Consider the following 14,214-nt stretch of genomic DNA (forward strand, 5'->3'; position numbering starts at 1 on the left):
GATGTCTGGTGTCAGGGCAGCTCGGCGCTCGAATAGAACGCGCTGAGCACCTTGACCAGCTGCGCCAGGTCCTGGCTGCCGGCCAGTTCGCGAATCGAATGCATACCAAAGGTCGGCAGGCCGATGTCCACGGTCCGCACGCCAAGCTGGCTGGCCGTGATCGGGCCGATGGTCGAGCCGCAGCCCATATCGCTACGAGTAACGAAGCTCTGTACCGACACCTCGTTCTCCAGGCACAGATGACGGAAGAAACCGGCGGTTTCGCTGCTGGTGGCGTAACGCTGGTTGCTGTTGACCTTGATCACCGGCCCGGCATTGAGTTTCGGGCCGTGATTGCCGTCATGCTTGTCAGCGTAGTTCGGGTGCACCGCATGCGCGTTGTCTGCCGAGATCAGCAGGGAGCGATTGATGCTGCGTTGAAATGCCTCGCCCTCGGGCAGTACGCGTCGCAGTACCTGCTCCAGGAATGGTCCGTCCGCGCCGCACATCGATGTGGAGCCGACTTCTTCATGATCATTGCACACCAGTACGCAGGTTTGCTCCGAGCCGGCCCGTAGCAGGGCCTGAAGGCCGGCGTAGCAGGACAGCAGATTGTCCAGGCGTGCGCCGGCGATGAAGTCGCCATTCAAACCGATGACGGCCGCGCTCTGGGTGTCGTAGAAGCTCAGCTCGAAATCCAACACAACGTCCGCTACCAGCCCGTGTTCGCGGCTGAGTTGATCAGCCAGCAAGGCGCGAAAATCCGGACTGTCTTCGCTGGCGACCTGCGCAAGTATCGGCGGCAGCTCGGTCTGAGGATTGATCGCCCAGCCTTGATTGGCGTCCCGGTTGAGGTGGATCGCCAGGTTCGGGATCGTCGCGATTGGCAGCTTGAAATCGATCAGCTGGCTTTCGATCCGGCCGTCACGGCTATAGGTCACACGGCCCGCGAGCGACAGATCGCGGTCGAACCAGGGCGCAAGCAACGCGCCGCCGTAAATCTCCACGCCAAGTTGCCAGAAGCCGTGGCGCTGCAGCTCCGGCTGAGGTTTCACCCGCAGGCAGGGGCTATCGGTATGGGCACCAACCAGACGCATGCCCTGCTCAATGACCGATTTGCTGCCGAGTTGAAAGGCGATGATCGCGGAGTCGTTACGAGTAACGTAATAACGGCCGCCAGGCTCTGTATGCCACGTCTCGCTTTCGTCGAGTGCTTTGTAACCGGCGGCCTGTAGGGCCTGGGCAAGGCTGGCGGTGGCATGGAATGGGGTGGGGGAGGCCTTGAGGTAATCGATCAGGCCCTGATTGAGTTCATCGCGCATGGGGGACTCCGGACGGCAAGGCTACGGAGTTTACCGTATTGACGGCCATTGGCTCGACGACCGTGCGCCGGCTGACGGCTATCGTTGTCAGCGCGTCGGGCCTCGGTGTCTAGAACGGTGAGGGGCACTCGAAGCGTAGGCGCTCGCCGCTGTGCGGGTGGGTCAGTGCAAGCATGCTGGCGTGCAGGCAGAGCCGTTCATGGGCAACCAGCGCCTGTTCGTGTGCATAGAGCCGGTCGCCGAGCAGTGGATGACCAATCGATAGCATGTGGACGCGCAGCTGGTGGGAGCGCCCCGTAATTGGTGTCAGCTCGACGCGACTGTAGTCGCCGTAGCGTTCCAGTACGCGCCAATAGGTCAGGGCATGCTTGCCCAGCTCATGGTCGACCACGTGCCGCGGCTTGGTCGGCGGGTCGTAGCGCAGCGGCAGATCGATGCTGCCGCTGTGCTGCTGTGGTTCGCCCCAGCACAGTGCGGTATAGGCCTTTTCGGTTTCGCGGTCGTGAAACTGCCGCGACAGCTCGCGGTGACTATCGGCATCGCGCGCGAGCACGATCAGGCCGGAGGTTTCCCAGTCTAGGCGATGGACGATACGCGCTTCGGGGTAGCCGTTTTCCTGCAGGCGGGTAACCAGGCAATCCTTGTTGTCATCGGCGCGACCGGGCACCGACAGCAACAGGGTGGGTTTATTGATGACCAGCAGGGTGGCGTCCTGGTGGACGATCTGGATGTTGCTCAGGGGCATCTTGGGATTCCGCAAACGCAATCGGCGACCGAAGTCGCCGATGATTCTGCCGTGGCAAGCGAGCGGGCCGCTGCCCGCTCGATCAACGATCCGGCAGGGTGATGTTCAGCTCGAGGATCGAGCAGCTGCCCTGGTCTTCTAAGGCAACCTGAACCTGATCGCTGTCGATGTTGACGTACTTGCGGATCACCTCGACAAGCTCCTTCTGCAGCGCTGGCAAGTAGTCTGGCTGCGTCCGTTGGCCGCGCTCATGGGCGACGATGATCTGCAGGCGTTCCTTGGCGATGTTGGCAGGTGTTTCCTTCTTCTTGCGTTCGCGAAAGAAGTCGAGAAGGTTCATTCGCGGCCTCCGAACAGTCGTTGCAGAAAGCCCTGCTTTTTAACGTCGAGGAAGCGATGGTTCACTTCCTTGCCCAGCAGGCGGTCGACGGCGTCGCTGTATGCCTGGCCGGCGTCGCTCTGGTCATCCAGAATGACCGGTACGCCCTGGTTGGATGCCTTGAGTACAGCCTGCGACTCGGGAATAACGCCGAGCAGACGGATCGACAGGATCTCTTCGACGTCTTCGACACCAAGCATTTCGCCTTTGACCACACGCTCCGGGTTGTAGCGGGTCAGCAGCAGGTGTTCCTTGATCGAATCTTCGCCATTCTCGGCGCGGCGGGACTTGCTTGCCAGTAGGCCCAGCATACGGTCCGAGTCGCGAACCGACGAGACCTCAGGGTTGGTCACGACGATCGCCTCGTCGGCGTAATACATCGCCAGGTGCGCACCCTTCTCGATGCCGGCCGGGGAATCGCAGATGACGTACTCGAAGGTCTTGGCCAGCTCGTCGATGACCTTACCGACGCCTTCGAGAGTCAACGCGTCCTTGTCTCGGGTCTGGCTGGCGGCCAGCACATAGAGATTTTCGAGGCGCTTGTCCTTGATCAGTGCCTGGCTCAGGGTGGCGTCGCCCTGAATGACGTTGACAAAGTCATACACCACGCGACGCTCGCAGCCCATGATCAGGTCCAGGTTACGCAGACCGACGTCGAAGTCGACGATGACGGTCTTATGGCCGCGCAGGGCGAGGCCGGTACCGATGGCGGCGCTGGTAGTGGTTTTACCGACGCCACCCTTGCCGGAAGTGACTACGAGGATCTTGGCCAAGGTGATTCACCCTAAATATGGAGGTCGGGACCTTCAGCCGAGTCGGCGTCAGGAGGCCCGTTTTGGTGCTTGAAAATTCGCGGCAGTATCCGTTAAAGGCGGGTGATGTTCAACACATCGCCAGATAGCTGCATCTGTACGGCTTCAGTCCACAGCGGGTCACGGCGCAGGTCTTCGGCGACCTTGTAATGCCCGGCGATGGAGACCATCTCGGCGGCGAGCTGCTGACAAAATATTCGCGCGCTGGTGTCGCCTTTGATGCCGGCCAGCGCCCTCCCGCGAAGCGGACCGTACACATGGATGTTGCCATCGGCGAGAAGTTCCGCACCCGGGCTGACGGCAGCCAGTACGATCAAATCGCCATCTTTGGCATAGACCTGCTGGCCACCGCGAATCGGCGTGGTGACTACGCGGGTGGGGCGGTAGGTCGGCTCGGCTGGCTTGGTCGGTTCTACCGATGCTTTGCTGGTGAGATCCAGCTTGCGCTCCTTGGCACCGGACGGTGGTAACACCGGAAGGTCAAGGGCGCCGGCCGCTTCGATGATCTGCGCATCGCCGGCACGTAGCGCCAGGGTGCGCAGGCCGTGCTTGCGGCACAGTACGATGAGGGCTGGCAGATCGAGATTGCAATCGGCGGGCAGCTTGTCCAGCGCAAGTACCATAGGCGTATTGTTGAAAAAATCCGGCGCCTGCTCGACCTTCACGGCCAGTTGTTGATCGAGGCGTTCCAGATCGTTCTGCGCCAGCTCCAGCACGGTGATGGCGAGCATGCTGCCCTTGAGCTGGAACACGGGGGCTTGGTCGAGAAGATCGGCTTGGCTCATGGTCTGCCTGCTGCGGTAAATGGCGAGGACTTATAGCGGGGCAGATCGACGCCTGCAAGTATCGCCGTGCTGAACGGGCGGTTGCCGTGTATCGAGACGCCGCCGCATCAGCAGGCGATTTATCGCTAGAATGCGCGCTTTTATCGGTTCGAGTTGCCAATGGATCGTCCTCGTTTTCGCGCCTTCTTTTTTCATCCGCGTTTCTGGCTGCTATGGCTGGGCCTGGGTCTGCTATGGCTGGTGGTGCAACTGCCGTATCGGGTTCTGCTGTTGCTCGGGCGCGGTCTTGGCGCGTTGATGTATCGCGTTGCCCGCTCGCGGCGGCATATCGCGCGTCGCAACCTGCAGTTGTGCTTTCCGGAACTGAATGACAAGCAGCGTGAGCGGCTGCTGCGCGAGAACTTCGTATCGACCGGCATCGCCTTTTTCGAAATGGCGATGAGCTGGTGGTGGCCCAAGGCGAGGCTGCAGCGGTTGGCACGGATCCAGGGCCTGGAGCATTTGCAGCAGGCGCAGGCGGAAGGCCAGGGTGTAATTCTTTTGGCGCTGCATTTCACCACGCTGGAAATCGGCGGGGCGCTGCTCGGCCAGTGGCACACCATCGATGGGATGTATCGCGAGCATAAGAATCCGGTGTTCGATTTCGTGCAGCGGCGCGGTCGCGAGCGCCACAACAAGGACGCAACAGCAATCGAGCGTGAGGATGTGCGCGCTATGCTCAAGGTGCTGCGTGCGGGGAGGGCGATCTGGTACGCGCCGGACCAGGACTACGGCCGCAAGCAGAGCATTTTCGTGCCCTGGTTTGGTATCCCGGTGGCGACTGTTACGGCAACCACCAAGTTCGCGCGCCTGGGGCGGGCTAGGGTGGTGCCCTACACGCTGGAGCGCTTGCCTCGCTGCCAGGGGTATAGCCTGGTGGTACATCCGCCGCTCGCCGATTTCCCCGGCGAGAGCGAGGAGGCCGATTGCCGGCGCATCAACGAATGGATCGAAGACGCGGTCAGGCAACACCCTGAGCAGTACCTATGGGCGCACCGTCGTTTCAAGACGCGTCCGGCAGGGGAGCCGAGCCTTTACCGCAACGTGCCGAAAAAGCCGGTCACTCCGTAAGGACACCGTCGCGAAAGTCGCGCAGGGCTTGCTCGATTTCCTCGCGGCTGTTCATCACAAACGGACCGTACTGGACGATCGGCTCACCAATGGGACGCCCGGCTAGCAGCAACACCCGAGCCCCACTGCCCGACTCGAGCAGCAGTTTGCCCTGTTCTGTGAGCCTGGCCAGCTGGCCTTTGACGAGGTGCTGGCCAGAAATCGAAATCTCTCCTTCGTATACGCAGAGCAGCAACCGATGCCCATCGGGCAACTGGGGTTCGATTCTGCTCCCGGCGGGCAGGTTCAAATCGAACAGCTGCGGTTCGGTATCGGGCCGTTGCATGGCGCCTGGCTGATCGATGCCCTCGGCCTGGAGTCGTCCGGCGATAACCACTGCTTCGATTCCGCTCGGCAGCGTCACACGCGGAACTTCCGCAGGTGCGAAGTCGCGATAACCGGGATCGCCCAGCTTGCTTTTCGCCGGTAGGTTCAGCCAGAGCTGGAAACCGCGCATCAAGCCGCGTTTCTGCTGTGGCATTTCGCTGTGGATCACCCCGCGTGCGGCGGTCATCCATTGCACGCCGCCGCTTTCAAGTAGGCCGACATTACCCAGATGATCCTCGTGCCGCATGCGGCCCTCAATCATATAAGTGATCGTCTCGAAGCCTCGGTGCGGGTGCGGCGGAAAGCCGGCTATGTATTCGTCGGGGTTGTCCGAACCGAATTCATCAAGCATCAGAAAGGGGTCGAGTTGCTCAGGCGCGGTGCCGCCGAACAGACGGGTCAGGCGAACACCGGCCCCGTCAGAGGTGGCGCGGCCGGTGCTGATGGAAAGAATTTCACGTACGGACATGGCAGATCGCCCTCGTTGCGGATTGAGCGAAGCATACTGCTGGCCTGCCGATCAAAGGACGCGAAATTCCTCTGATTCCTATCTGGAAACTAGATCATTCCTCGATCTGCAGCTCCCGCGCCCGGGTGTAGACGTAACGGACCTTCTCATACTCGAACGGCGAATTGAGCTGCCCATAACGCAGGCTTGTCGTATGGCGAAGGTCGATCAATCGCAGAGCAGTGACGCCGAACTCGCCGCCGCTGGCCTCGGCGTAGCTGAAGTAGTCAACTTGTCGCTCGACGCCGAAATCAAAGGCCTGGCCCGCGGTGTCGCGCAAATTGGACGGGCCAAGCGCCGGCAGGATCAGGTACGGGCCATGCGGGACGCCATAAAATCCCAATGTCTGGCCGAAGTCCTCGCTGTGGCGGGGCAATCCCATGCGGGTCGCCGGATCCCAGATTCCGCCGACGCCAAGAATGGTGTTGAACAGCAGGCGAGCGGTGGTGTTCATCGCCCGCTTGGCCTTGAGCTGCGCCACGCTGTTGAACAAGGTGGGTATCTCACCAAGATTACTGAAGAAGTTGCTCACCCCGGTGCGTACGACCCGCGGGGTCACATATCTGTAGCCACGTACCGCCGGCAGCATTACCCATTGATCCAGCCGGTAGTTGAAATAGTACATGCGTCGGTTCAGCGACTCCCAAGGGTCGTAGATGTCCAGTGCATGGAAGGTGGCGCGTTCGAATTCGCGCTGATCCAGTCCGGGATTGAAGTCCAGGTTGCGTAGTGGATGGGTGAAGCCATCCTCGTCGGGGACAGGCGTCTGGGCGCCGGCGAGGCTGCTGGCGAGCAGCAACAGCCCAAGCAGGTAACGTCTAGCCACGGAAAAACTCCAGCATGTCTTGGGCATTGACCCGGTAATCGAGGTTGCCGCAATGGCCGCCGCGTGGGTAAAGCGTCATGCGCTCGCCGAAGGTGCGGCGTAGAAAGCCCAGATCTCCAGCGCCGAGAATGATGTCGTCGGCATTATGCATGACGGCGATCTTCTGGCTGTCGCGCAGATAGTCTTCCAGCGCATAGAGGCTGACTTGCTGCACCAGCTGTGCCAGGCTGCCGCCATCCTTTTGAGCGCGCCACATGGGAATGAGCTGTTCGGTGATATAGCAGTCGAAGTCACAAAGCAAAGCGCGCCGGAAGAATGGCTCGAGGCTGGTTCCTTCGTCGATCGGATGCTTGGGCGGAACGATTAAGCCTCGGCGGTTGATCAGGTCCGAGGTAAAGACGATATCGGCCGCCGAGAATCGGAACACCGAGCCAATCAGCATCGCCATCTGCTCGTCCGTCAGCCGCAGGGCTGATCGTTGAAAGTCGAACAGCATGGCTTCGTCGAGATTGATCGATCCATGCTGCCGATAGTAACGAGTCAGCTTTTCCAGAATGACTTCATAGAAGGTAGTGGTGCTGTCGATTGCCTCGACTTGAGTCTGCACCAGCTTGTCGAGGTTATTGATGGAGGTGTAGAGGTTTACCGGCGGGTTCAGCATCAGCACGCGCTTGAAGTTGAAACTCTGCCGAGTCTCGTCGAGCTTGCTGACGAAGGCGGCGTTGAGCGCGCCGAGACTGTAGCCGGTGAGGTTGAACTCGGTGATGGGCAGCTCATGCTGTTGCGCCCGGACCGCCTGCATGACCCGGTACAGATCCTTGGCATCGTCAGGACTGTAGCCCGGCGTGGCGAAGCGTGAAGCGGCGGCAATGAAGTCGAAACTGGTCGGCGAAGACAGCTGCACCACGTGATACCCAGCCCCGTAGAACAGTCGCTTCAGGTATTCGGTCTTGCCGGCCGCATAGCTCGCGCCGGTGCCAGAAATAATGAACATCAGCGGGGCCGGGCCGGGTTGCCGCGCCAGGCGGTAGGTCAGTCGTTTCACGGCCCAGAAGTTATCCGGCAGCGTGAACTCGCGTTCGGGGTGCAGTCGCAGATGGTAATCGGCCTGATCGATGTCGTCGTCGCCGGGCACCTCGGCACGCAACGCGGCCGGGGTTGTGGCGATTGTCGCTTCGAACGGGTTGCTCAACGGATAGCCATATTCTTCGACGCTGATATCCGCGGCGTAGGCAGGCGCTACGGCCAGCGAGAGCAGTGCGGTCAGGCACAACAGCAACGGCATGTATGGGGCTCTCCTGGGACTGGCTTGGATGTTCGGCAAACTCGTGATCCTGGGGTTGGCTGACGAAGATCGGTGCTGCCATAGGAAGCGCAGCCGGCGACGGACGGCGATCCGACGCAGCGGATTCTCGTTCATGGTTGGCGAGTGTAGATTGGTTTCTGCACGGCGAGCCGGTCCTTTGGCGACGGCAGCTGAGGGTCTTAACATCCTTATCGAAGCATGTCCGGCCGTCTATTCGGCGTTCCGGCGCGTGTGGTTTCAGCGGCGTGGTGCACTTCTGCTGTGCATGTTCGCTTTATCCTTGCCGTCCTTTGCGGAATTAAACCGCGGGAGGCGCAAGGCGTTACCCATTGACCACAAGTTGGCCGGCTGGTTGCGCTCATGATCGCTCGTTGAACGTTCGCATCTTCCTGGTCACCGCCGGTATCCCATCTTTCGCCCGGTAAATGGGCCGTTAAGCACGCGGCGCGTCGGACCACGGCTGGCGGCGTCCCACCGGCTCGTCAGGCCTGATGATGCAGCCACGCATGGGCGGGAATTCCATCGTGCGGAGCCGGACGCTTTTCCAGCTTTTGCCAGACTTTCTCGTGAAAATAGAAGCCAACCGAATTGCAGAGCGGCTCGATGGCGGCGACCAGACCGCCCGCGGCAAGACTTCCGGTCAAGGCATAGGTCACCGTGAAGGCGATGCAGAAGTGCATCAGGGTGAACGTGATTGTCTTGGTCATGGAGTGGCTCCGAGATGCGGTCGAGATTTATTCTCTGTTGGGCGATAGTCTCGCTCCGTCATCCCAGATTGAAAAATCGTCGTGTTCGATGATCGGTATAGTCTCGCTCTATGTCCGCAAAATGAACCTCCGGAGGCTCTAGAACGGCTGTTTCGGAAAATAAAAACCAGACTATGGTCGAGTGGTGTTCGGTCTGTCGGGCTCTACAGTAGCCGCCTGCCCTCATCAGTGGGTAGCGATCGTGTGGAGACAGACAATGCAAAATGAAGATGTTTACCGGCAGATCTATGCCAATCCGCGCTTCCAGGAATTGGTCGCGAAACGCGGTCGCTTCGCCTGGCTGCTCTCGGCCGTGATGCTCGGTGCTTATCTCGCGTTTATCCTGCTGATCGCTTTTGAGCCAGCAATCCTGGGCATTCCTCTGGCAGCAGGCACCGTTACCACTTGGGGTATTCCGGTGGGCGTCGGTGTGATCTTTATGGCGTTCATTCTCACGGGCGTCTACGTCCAGCGCGCCAACGGCGAGTTTGACCGTATCAACCAGGAAATCCTCAACGAGGCTCAGCAATGATGGTCGTGCGTTTATTGATGGCAGCGGTTCTGCTGGTTGCCTCGCCGTTGTTGCTCGCCGATGCCATCACTGGCGAGGTGCAGAAACAGGCAGTCAACTACACGGCGATTGCCATGTTCGTTGCGTTCATCGCGTTCACCATGGGCATCACCAAGTGGGCAGCCAAGCGCAACACGTCCACCTCCGACTATTACACGGCCGGCGGCAGCATCACTGGCTTCCAGAACGGTCTGGCAATTGCCGGCGACTTCATGTCCGCGGCTTCATTCCTGGGCATTTCCGCGCTGGTTTATACGAGCGGCTACGACGGCCTGATCTATTCCATCGGCTTTCTGGTCGGCTGGCCCGTGATCCTGTTTCTGATGGCGGAGCGGCTGCGTAATCTCGGCAAGTTCACCTTCTCCGACGTCGCGTCTTATCGCCTCGGACAAACCCAGATTCGCATCCTCTCGGCCTTCGGCTCGCTGATCGTGGTGGCCTTCTATCTGATCGCGCAGATGGTCGGCGCCGGCAAGCTGATCCAGTTGTTGTTCGGTCTCGATTATTACGTCGCCGTAGTTCTGGTCGGCGTACTGATGGTCATGTACGTGCTCTTCGGCGGCATGCTGGCGACCACCTGGGTGCAGATCATCAAGGCGGTTCTGCTGCTATCGGGCGCCAGCTTCATGGCGGTCATGGTAATGAAAGCGGTGAACTTCGACTTCGGCAGTCTGTTCGCCGAAGCGGTGAGCATTCACGAGAAGGGCGCTGCGATCATGAGTCCGGGCGGGCTGGTATCTGATCCAATCTCGGCGATCTCGCTCGGTCTGGCCCTGATGTTCGGTACGGCCGGCCTACCGCACATCCTGATGCGTTTCTTCACCGTCGCCGACGCCAAGGAAGCGCGCAAGAGCGTGTTCTACGCCACTGGCTTCATCGGGTATTTCTACATCCTGACCTTCATCATCGGCTTCGGCGCCATTCTGCTGGTCAGCACCAACCCCGAGTTCAAGGACGCCGCCGGCGCCATTATCGGTGGGACCAATATGGTCGCCATCCATCTGGCCAACGCGGTTGGTGGCAATCTGTTCCTCGGCTTCATCTCCGCGGTAGCCTTCGCCACCATCCTGGCGGTCGTGGCCGGTCTGACGCTGGCGGGCGCCTCGGCCGTTTCCCATGACCTCTATGCCTGCGTGATCAAGAAGGGCAAGGCCAAGGAAGAGGACGAGATGCGCGTCACCAAGATCACCACGCTGACCTTGGGTGTCGTGGCGATTCTGTTGGGCATCATCTTCGAGAAGCAGAACATCGCCTTCATGGTGGGGCTGGCGTTCTCGATCGCGGCCAGCTGCAACTTCCCGGTGCTGTTCCTTTCCATGTACTGGAAAGGCCTGAGCACCCGTGGTGCGCTGATCGGCGGCTCGCTGGGTCTGGCTACCGCGCTGGTCCTGACTATCATCAGCCCGACCGTATGGGTCGATGTGTTCGGCTATGCCGAGGCCATCTTCCCTTACAAGTACCCGGCGTTGTTCTCGATGATCGTCGCGTTCGTGGGGATCTGGTTCTTCTCGGTCACCGATAAGTCCAAGTCGGCCGGTCTCGAGCGCGAGCGCTTCTTCTCGCAGTTCGTCCGGTCGCAGACTGGTCTGGGTTCCAGTGGGGCGGTCGCTCACTGATCGCTGAGCCGGACACCGAAAAGGGCAGCCATGAGGCTGCCCTTTTTGCTTTCTACCCCTTTCGAATCTGCCTGGCCGGCGGCGTGACCGGCGCCAATCGGGCGCGGAACATGGCCGTCATTCAGCATTTCGATAGAGGCCGGACCCGGCGTTTGCTTTCGCTAGACTCGCTGCAACACAACGGACAAGAAGGCAGCAAACGATGCAAAATCGCATGATGGTCACTGGCGCCGGTTCTGGTCTCGGTCGTGAGATCGCCCTGCGCTGGGCACGAGAGGGCTGGCAGCTGGCGCTCTCGGATGTCAACGAGGTCGGTCTGGCCGAAACCCTGAAAATGGTTCGTGAGGCCGGCGGCGACGGCTTCACCCAGCGCTGTGACGTACGCGACTACAGTCAGTTAACGGCGCTGGCACAAGCCTGCGAGACCAAACTCGGCGGTATCGACGTGGTAGTCAATAACGCCGGTGTTGCTTCCGGTGGCTTCTTCGACGAGTTGTCGCTGGAAGATTGGGAATGGCAGATCGCCATCAACCTGATGGGGGTGGTCAAGGGGTGCAAGGCCTTCCTGCCGCTGGTGCAGAAAAGTCACGGCAAGATAATCAATATCGCCTCCATGGCGGCGCTGATGCAGGCGCCCGGCATGAGCAACTACAACGTGGCCAAGGCCGGCGTGGTCGCTTTGTCGGAGAGTCTGCTGGTCGAGCTGAAGCAACAGGAAGTGGGCGTCCATGTGGTCTGCCCGTCGTTCTTCCAGACCAACCTGATGGACTCGTATCGCGGGCCGACGCCGAATATGAAGGCGCAGATCAGCAAGCTGCTGGAGGCATCGCCGATCACTGCTGCCGATATTGCCGACTACATCTATCAGCAGGTGGCCGAAGGGGTGTTCATGATCCTGCCGCATGAGGAAGGTCGCATGGCTTGGAAAATCAAGCAGCAGAATCCGCAGGCCATTTATGACGAGATGGGTGCACTGGCGGAGAAGAAGCGCAATAAGAGCAGAACCTGACCAATCGGTCCGTTCTACTTGCCGTGTCCTGGGGTCGGGAGTAGGGTTGCCGGTTCGACCCCGGACCGACCCTTGGATTCACTGTGAAAAACCCATCCCGCTGGCTGCTCATGCTGGCTTTGGTGCTTGCCGCCATCAATCTTCGCCCCGGTATTACCTCCTTTGCGCCCCTGATCGAACGCATCGCCGCGGAGCTGAGCCTCAGCCGAAGCGTGATCAGCCTGACCACGGCCCTGCCGGTCCTGCTGATGGGATTGCTGGCACCGCTGGCGCCACGCCTGGCAGTGCGTTTCGGTCTGGAACGGACCATCAGTCTGTGTCTGGCCCTGATCGGTCTGGCGCTGGTGTTGCGTCTGTTCGCTGAGAACGCGGCGATATTGATCGGCACGGCGGCTATGGTCGGTGCTGGTATAGCCGTTGCCGGGCCGTTGCTGTCGGGCTTCATCAAGCGGTACTTCCTCGATCGCATGGGCAAGACGGCGGCCTTTTATTCGCTGAGCATGGCTGTGGGCGGCACCATTGGCGTGGTGCTGACCGCACCGGCGACGCAGCTACTGGGTGAGCGTTGGACCTTTGGTCTTGCGCTCTGGGCGATCCCGGCCATCCTGGCGCTGATCATATGGTGGCGGTTGCCCAATCAGCCGGAGGCAGCCGCTGAGCACCGGGCGGGATTGCCCTGGGGCGAGCCTCGCGCCTGGCTGGTCAGTATTTATTTCGCTTTGCAGGCCGGGTTGTTCTACGCCTTGGCAACCTGGCTGGTGGCGCGCTACCACGAGGCCGGCTTCAGCCTGCTGCAGAGCAACGCGTTCTTCAGCGGCTTCATGCTGATTGGTATGCCGAGCGCCTTCGTCATGCCCTGGCTAGCGCAGCGCTTCGGCAACCGGCATCTTCTGATGGCCGGCTGCGGGGTGCTGGCGACGGCCTGCCTGCTGATCATCGCCTGGCTTCCGCAGGTCCAGCCGCTGGTGGTCTGCATGTTCTTGGGCGTGGCGCTGAACGGCACGTTTTCCATGTCGTTGGTGCTGCCCATGTACGAAGCAAGCACGCCGCTGGCGGTGAGCCGGCTGACCGCGATGATGCTCTGCACCGGCTATTGCCTGGCATGTTTCACGCCGGTCCTGACCGGGCTGGGGCGTGACATTGCCGGCGATTACCGGTGGCCGTTTCTGGTACTAGCCGGCATGTCAGCGGTGATGTCCGTGCTCGCCTTGCGACTGGCGTCTCGTCGCGATGTGACGGCAGCGGTTGCGACCTGAAGATACGAGGGCAGTGAGAAGGTGTGGCCTGCGTCACTCCTGAGCAGTGCGAAGCTTTTATGGCCGCAGCGCATGCTGGAACGCCGGCTGGATTTGGTTGAACATGTCGGGCTTTGGTCTGGAGTATCCCTGTGGAGCCGGAATCCATCGTCTACGGCAGCATCCGCGACTGGCCCTCGCCCGATGTCGAGCAATGTCGGTCGCGTCGCGCCGTCAATCGCCGTGCATTGGATAGCCTGCCGCGAGGCGAGGGTTGGCCCTTCATCGGACGGGAGATGTTTTCCTTCTGTGCGGACGAAGGCCTGTATCAGACCCAGGTGATTCACTTCGGGGCCAGCTATCGTGCGGTGGAATATGAGTGGGCGCTGTGGGTGCGCAATTTCGAGGCGCTGCTCAACGAACTCTACTGGACCAGCGCGGTGGTCCATCTGGAAACCGAGCTTAACGGCACGCACACCTTTCGCTGGGAGACCGACAGCGGCTCGCATAGTCCGCATCAGCGTGAACTGCGTATGCGCTGCGCCTGGGAACGCGACGGAGGCGTGCTGGGCTGAGGTTCAGTCTTCCAGCCATTCCTTTGGCACGTCGCGCCTGAGCGCCAACTGGCATTGCTGGTGTTCCGCATCGAAGACGATCACGGCCGTACCCCTGCTTAGCGCATGACGTACCCGCTCGACACGGGTCACCAGCGGTGTTTCGTCACCGTTGTCAGTGCCTTCGCGCGTTACGAAGTCCTCGATGAGGCGGGTGAGGGTGTCGGGTTCGAGCTGGTCGTGGGGAATGAGCATGGATTCGAATCAGGTAAGAGGTTCGGGTTCGATGATCGAATTGCGGAGGATCCATTGGCGTTTCGCGAAAAATAAAGGCCTTTTGCGCCG

Annotated in this window: 16 protein-coding genes; 6 read left to right on the forward strand and 10 right to left on the reverse strand. The window is 60.6% G+C overall.

Annotated features, from left to right (window positions below):
• Positions 1 to 11 precede the first annotated feature (11 nt).
• From DQ405_RS13430 to minC, 5 genes are all read right to left on the reverse strand, one after another.
• Positions 12 to 1,301, reverse strand: a complete 1,290-nt coding sequence (locus tag DQ405_RS13430) for a M18 family aminopeptidase (protein ID WP_168424676.1) — start codon at positions 1,299 to 1,301, stop codon at positions 12 to 14.
• A 109-nt stretch (positions 1,302 to 1,410) separates the two neighbouring features.
• Positions 1,411 to 2,046, reverse strand: a complete 636-nt coding sequence (locus DQ405_RS13435) for an RluA family pseudouridine synthase (RefSeq protein WP_168424677.1) — start codon at positions 2,044 to 2,046, stop codon at positions 1,411 to 1,413.
• A gap of 82 nt (positions 2,047 to 2,128) precedes the next feature.
• Entirely contained in the window at positions 2,129 to 2,386 is a 258-nt protein-coding gene (minE, locus tag DQ405_RS13440) for a cell division topological specificity factor MinE (protein ID WP_019341568.1), read from the reverse strand.
• Complete coding sequence (minD, locus tag DQ405_RS13445; protein WP_168424678.1) at positions 2,383 to 3,198, reverse strand: septum site-determining protein MinD; 816 nt, start codon at positions 3,196 to 3,198, stop codon at positions 2,383 to 2,385. The genes minE and minD overlap by 4 nt, the downstream gene beginning before the upstream one ends.
• A gap of 92 nt (positions 3,199 to 3,290) precedes the next feature.
• Positions 3,291 to 4,022: a septum site-determining protein MinC gene (minC, locus tag DQ405_RS13450; protein ID WP_168424679.1), complete on the reverse strand. Its 732-nt coding sequence runs from the start codon at positions 4,020 to 4,022 to the stop codon at positions 3,291 to 3,293.
• A 159-nt stretch (positions 4,023 to 4,181) separates the two neighbouring features.
• On the opposite strand from minC, the gene DQ405_RS13455 reads away from it, so the two are divergent.
• Positions 4,182 to 5,132, forward strand: coding sequence for a lipid A biosynthesis lauroyl acyltransferase (locus tag DQ405_RS13455; RefSeq protein WP_168424680.1), 951 nt, complete (start codon positions 4,182 to 4,184; stop codon positions 5,130 to 5,132).
• Here the strand turns inward: DQ405_RS13455 and DQ405_RS13460 are convergent.
• The 4 genes from DQ405_RS13460 to DQ405_RS13475 all read right to left on the reverse strand — a co-directional run bounded on the left by DQ405_RS13460 (position 5,122) and on the right by DQ405_RS13475 (position 8,845).
• Positions 5,122 to 5,967, reverse strand: coding sequence for a pirin family protein (locus DQ405_RS13460; RefSeq protein WP_168424681.1), 846 nt, complete (start codon positions 5,965 to 5,967; stop codon positions 5,122 to 5,124). The two genes, DQ405_RS13455 and DQ405_RS13460, sit on opposite strands and share 11 nt — an antisense overlap.
• 94 nt (positions 5,968 to 6,061) lie before the next feature.
• Entirely contained in the window at positions 6,062 to 6,817 is a 756-nt protein-coding gene (locus DQ405_RS13465) for an MlaA family lipoprotein (RefSeq protein WP_168424739.1), read from the reverse strand.
• A 7-nt stretch (positions 6,818 to 6,824) separates the two neighbouring features.
• Complete coding sequence (locus tag DQ405_RS13470) at positions 6,825 to 8,117, reverse strand: serine/threonine protein kinase (RefSeq protein WP_168424682.1); 1,293 nt, start codon at positions 8,115 to 8,117, stop codon at positions 6,825 to 6,827.
• Positions 8,118 to 8,620: 503 nt separating this feature from the next.
• Positions 8,621 to 8,845 (reverse strand): DUF2061 domain-containing protein, encoded by a 225-nt coding sequence (locus DQ405_RS13475; protein WP_168424683.1) that lies wholly within the window; start codon positions 8,843 to 8,845, stop codon positions 8,621 to 8,623.
• A gap of 256 nt (positions 8,846 to 9,101) precedes the next feature.
• Here DQ405_RS13475 and DQ405_RS13480 point away from each other — a divergent pair, with 256 nt between their 5' ends.
• The 5 genes from DQ405_RS13480 to DQ405_RS13500 all read left to right on the forward strand — a co-directional run bounded on the left by DQ405_RS13480 (position 9,102) and on the right by DQ405_RS13500 (position 13,890).
• Entirely contained in the window at positions 9,102 to 9,416 is a 315-nt protein-coding gene (locus DQ405_RS13480) for a DUF485 domain-containing protein (protein ID WP_168424684.1), read from the forward strand.
• Positions 9,416 to 11,071, forward strand: coding sequence for a cation acetate symporter (locus tag DQ405_RS13485; RefSeq protein WP_168424740.1), 1,656 nt, complete (start codon positions 9,416 to 9,418; stop codon positions 11,069 to 11,071). Before DQ405_RS13480 ends, DQ405_RS13485 begins: the two co-directional genes overlap by 1 nt.
• A 202-nt stretch (positions 11,072 to 11,273) precedes the next feature.
• Positions 11,274 to 12,080, forward strand: a complete 807-nt coding sequence (locus DQ405_RS13490) for an SDR family oxidoreductase (protein WP_168424685.1) — start codon at positions 11,274 to 11,276, stop codon at positions 12,078 to 12,080.
• 110 nt (positions 12,081 to 12,190) lie between these two features.
• On the forward strand, positions 12,191 to 13,336 hold the full coding sequence (locus DQ405_RS13495; protein ID WP_168424741.1) for an MFS transporter: 1,146 nt from the start codon (positions 12,191 to 12,193) through the stop codon (positions 13,334 to 13,336).
• Between the two features lie 131 nt (positions 13,337 to 13,467).
• On the forward strand, positions 13,468 to 13,890 hold the full coding sequence (locus DQ405_RS13500) for a hypothetical protein (RefSeq protein ID WP_168424686.1): 423 nt from the start codon (positions 13,468 to 13,470) through the stop codon (positions 13,888 to 13,890).
• Between the two features lie 3 nt (positions 13,891 to 13,893).
• Here the strand turns inward: DQ405_RS13500 and DQ405_RS13505 are convergent, their stop codons facing one another.
• Positions 13,894 to 14,124 (reverse strand): YheU family protein, encoded by a 231-nt coding sequence (locus tag DQ405_RS13505; RefSeq protein WP_168424687.1) that lies wholly within the window; start codon positions 14,122 to 14,124, stop codon positions 13,894 to 13,896.
• Positions 14,125 to 14,214 lie beyond the last annotated feature (90 nt).

The organism is Pseudomonas sp. SST3 (assembly GCF_003325755.1).

Excerpts from the sequence above, each read along its gene's own strand:
- DQ405_RS13480 (WP_168424684.1), top strand. The coding sequence starts at position 9,102 with ATGCAAAATGAAGATGTTTACCGGCAGATCTATGCCAATCCGCGCTTC.
- DQ405_RS13505 (WP_168424687.1), bottom strand. The coding sequence starts at position 14,124 with ATGCTCATTCCCCACGACCAGCTCGAACCCGACACCCTCACCCGCCTC.
- DQ405_RS13470 (WP_168424682.1), bottom strand. The coding sequence starts at position 8,117 with ATGCCGTTGCTGTTGTGCCTGACCGCACTGCTCTCGCTGGCCGTAGCG.
- DQ405_RS13460 (WP_168424681.1), bottom strand. The coding sequence starts at position 5,967 with ATGTCCGTACGTGAAATTCTTTCCATCAGCACCGGCCGCGCCACCTCT.
- minC (WP_168424679.1), bottom strand. The coding sequence starts at position 4,022 with ATGAGCCAAGCCGATCTTCTCGACCAAGCCCCCGTGTTCCAGCTCAAG.
- DQ405_RS13455 (WP_168424680.1), top strand. The coding sequence starts at position 4,182 with ATGGATCGTCCTCGTTTTCGCGCCTTCTTTTTTCATCCGCGTTTCTGG.
- minE (WP_019341568.1), bottom strand. The coding sequence starts at position 2,386 with ATGAACCTTCTCGACTTCTTTCGCGAACGCAAGAAGAAGGAAACACCT.
- DQ405_RS13485 (WP_168424740.1), top strand. The coding sequence starts at position 9,416 with ATGGTCGTGCGTTTATTGATGGCAGCGGTTCTGCTGGTTGCCTCGCCG.
- DQ405_RS13475 (WP_168424683.1), bottom strand. The coding sequence starts at position 8,845 with ATGACCAAGACAATCACGTTCACCCTGATGCACTTCTGCATCGCCTTC.
- DQ405_RS13430 (WP_168424676.1), bottom strand. The coding sequence starts at position 1,301 with ATGCGCGATGAACTCAATCAGGGCCTGATCGATTACCTCAAGGCCTCC.
- DQ405_RS13435 (WP_168424677.1), bottom strand. The coding sequence starts at position 2,046 with ATGCCCCTGAGCAACATCCAGATCGTCCACCAGGACGCCACCCTGCTG.
- DQ405_RS13495 (WP_168424741.1), top strand. The coding sequence starts at position 12,191 with ATGCTGGCTTTGGTGCTTGCCGCCATCAATCTTCGCCCCGGTATTACC.
- DQ405_RS13490 (WP_168424685.1), top strand. The coding sequence starts at position 11,274 with ATGCAAAATCGCATGATGGTCACTGGCGCCGGTTCTGGTCTCGGTCGT.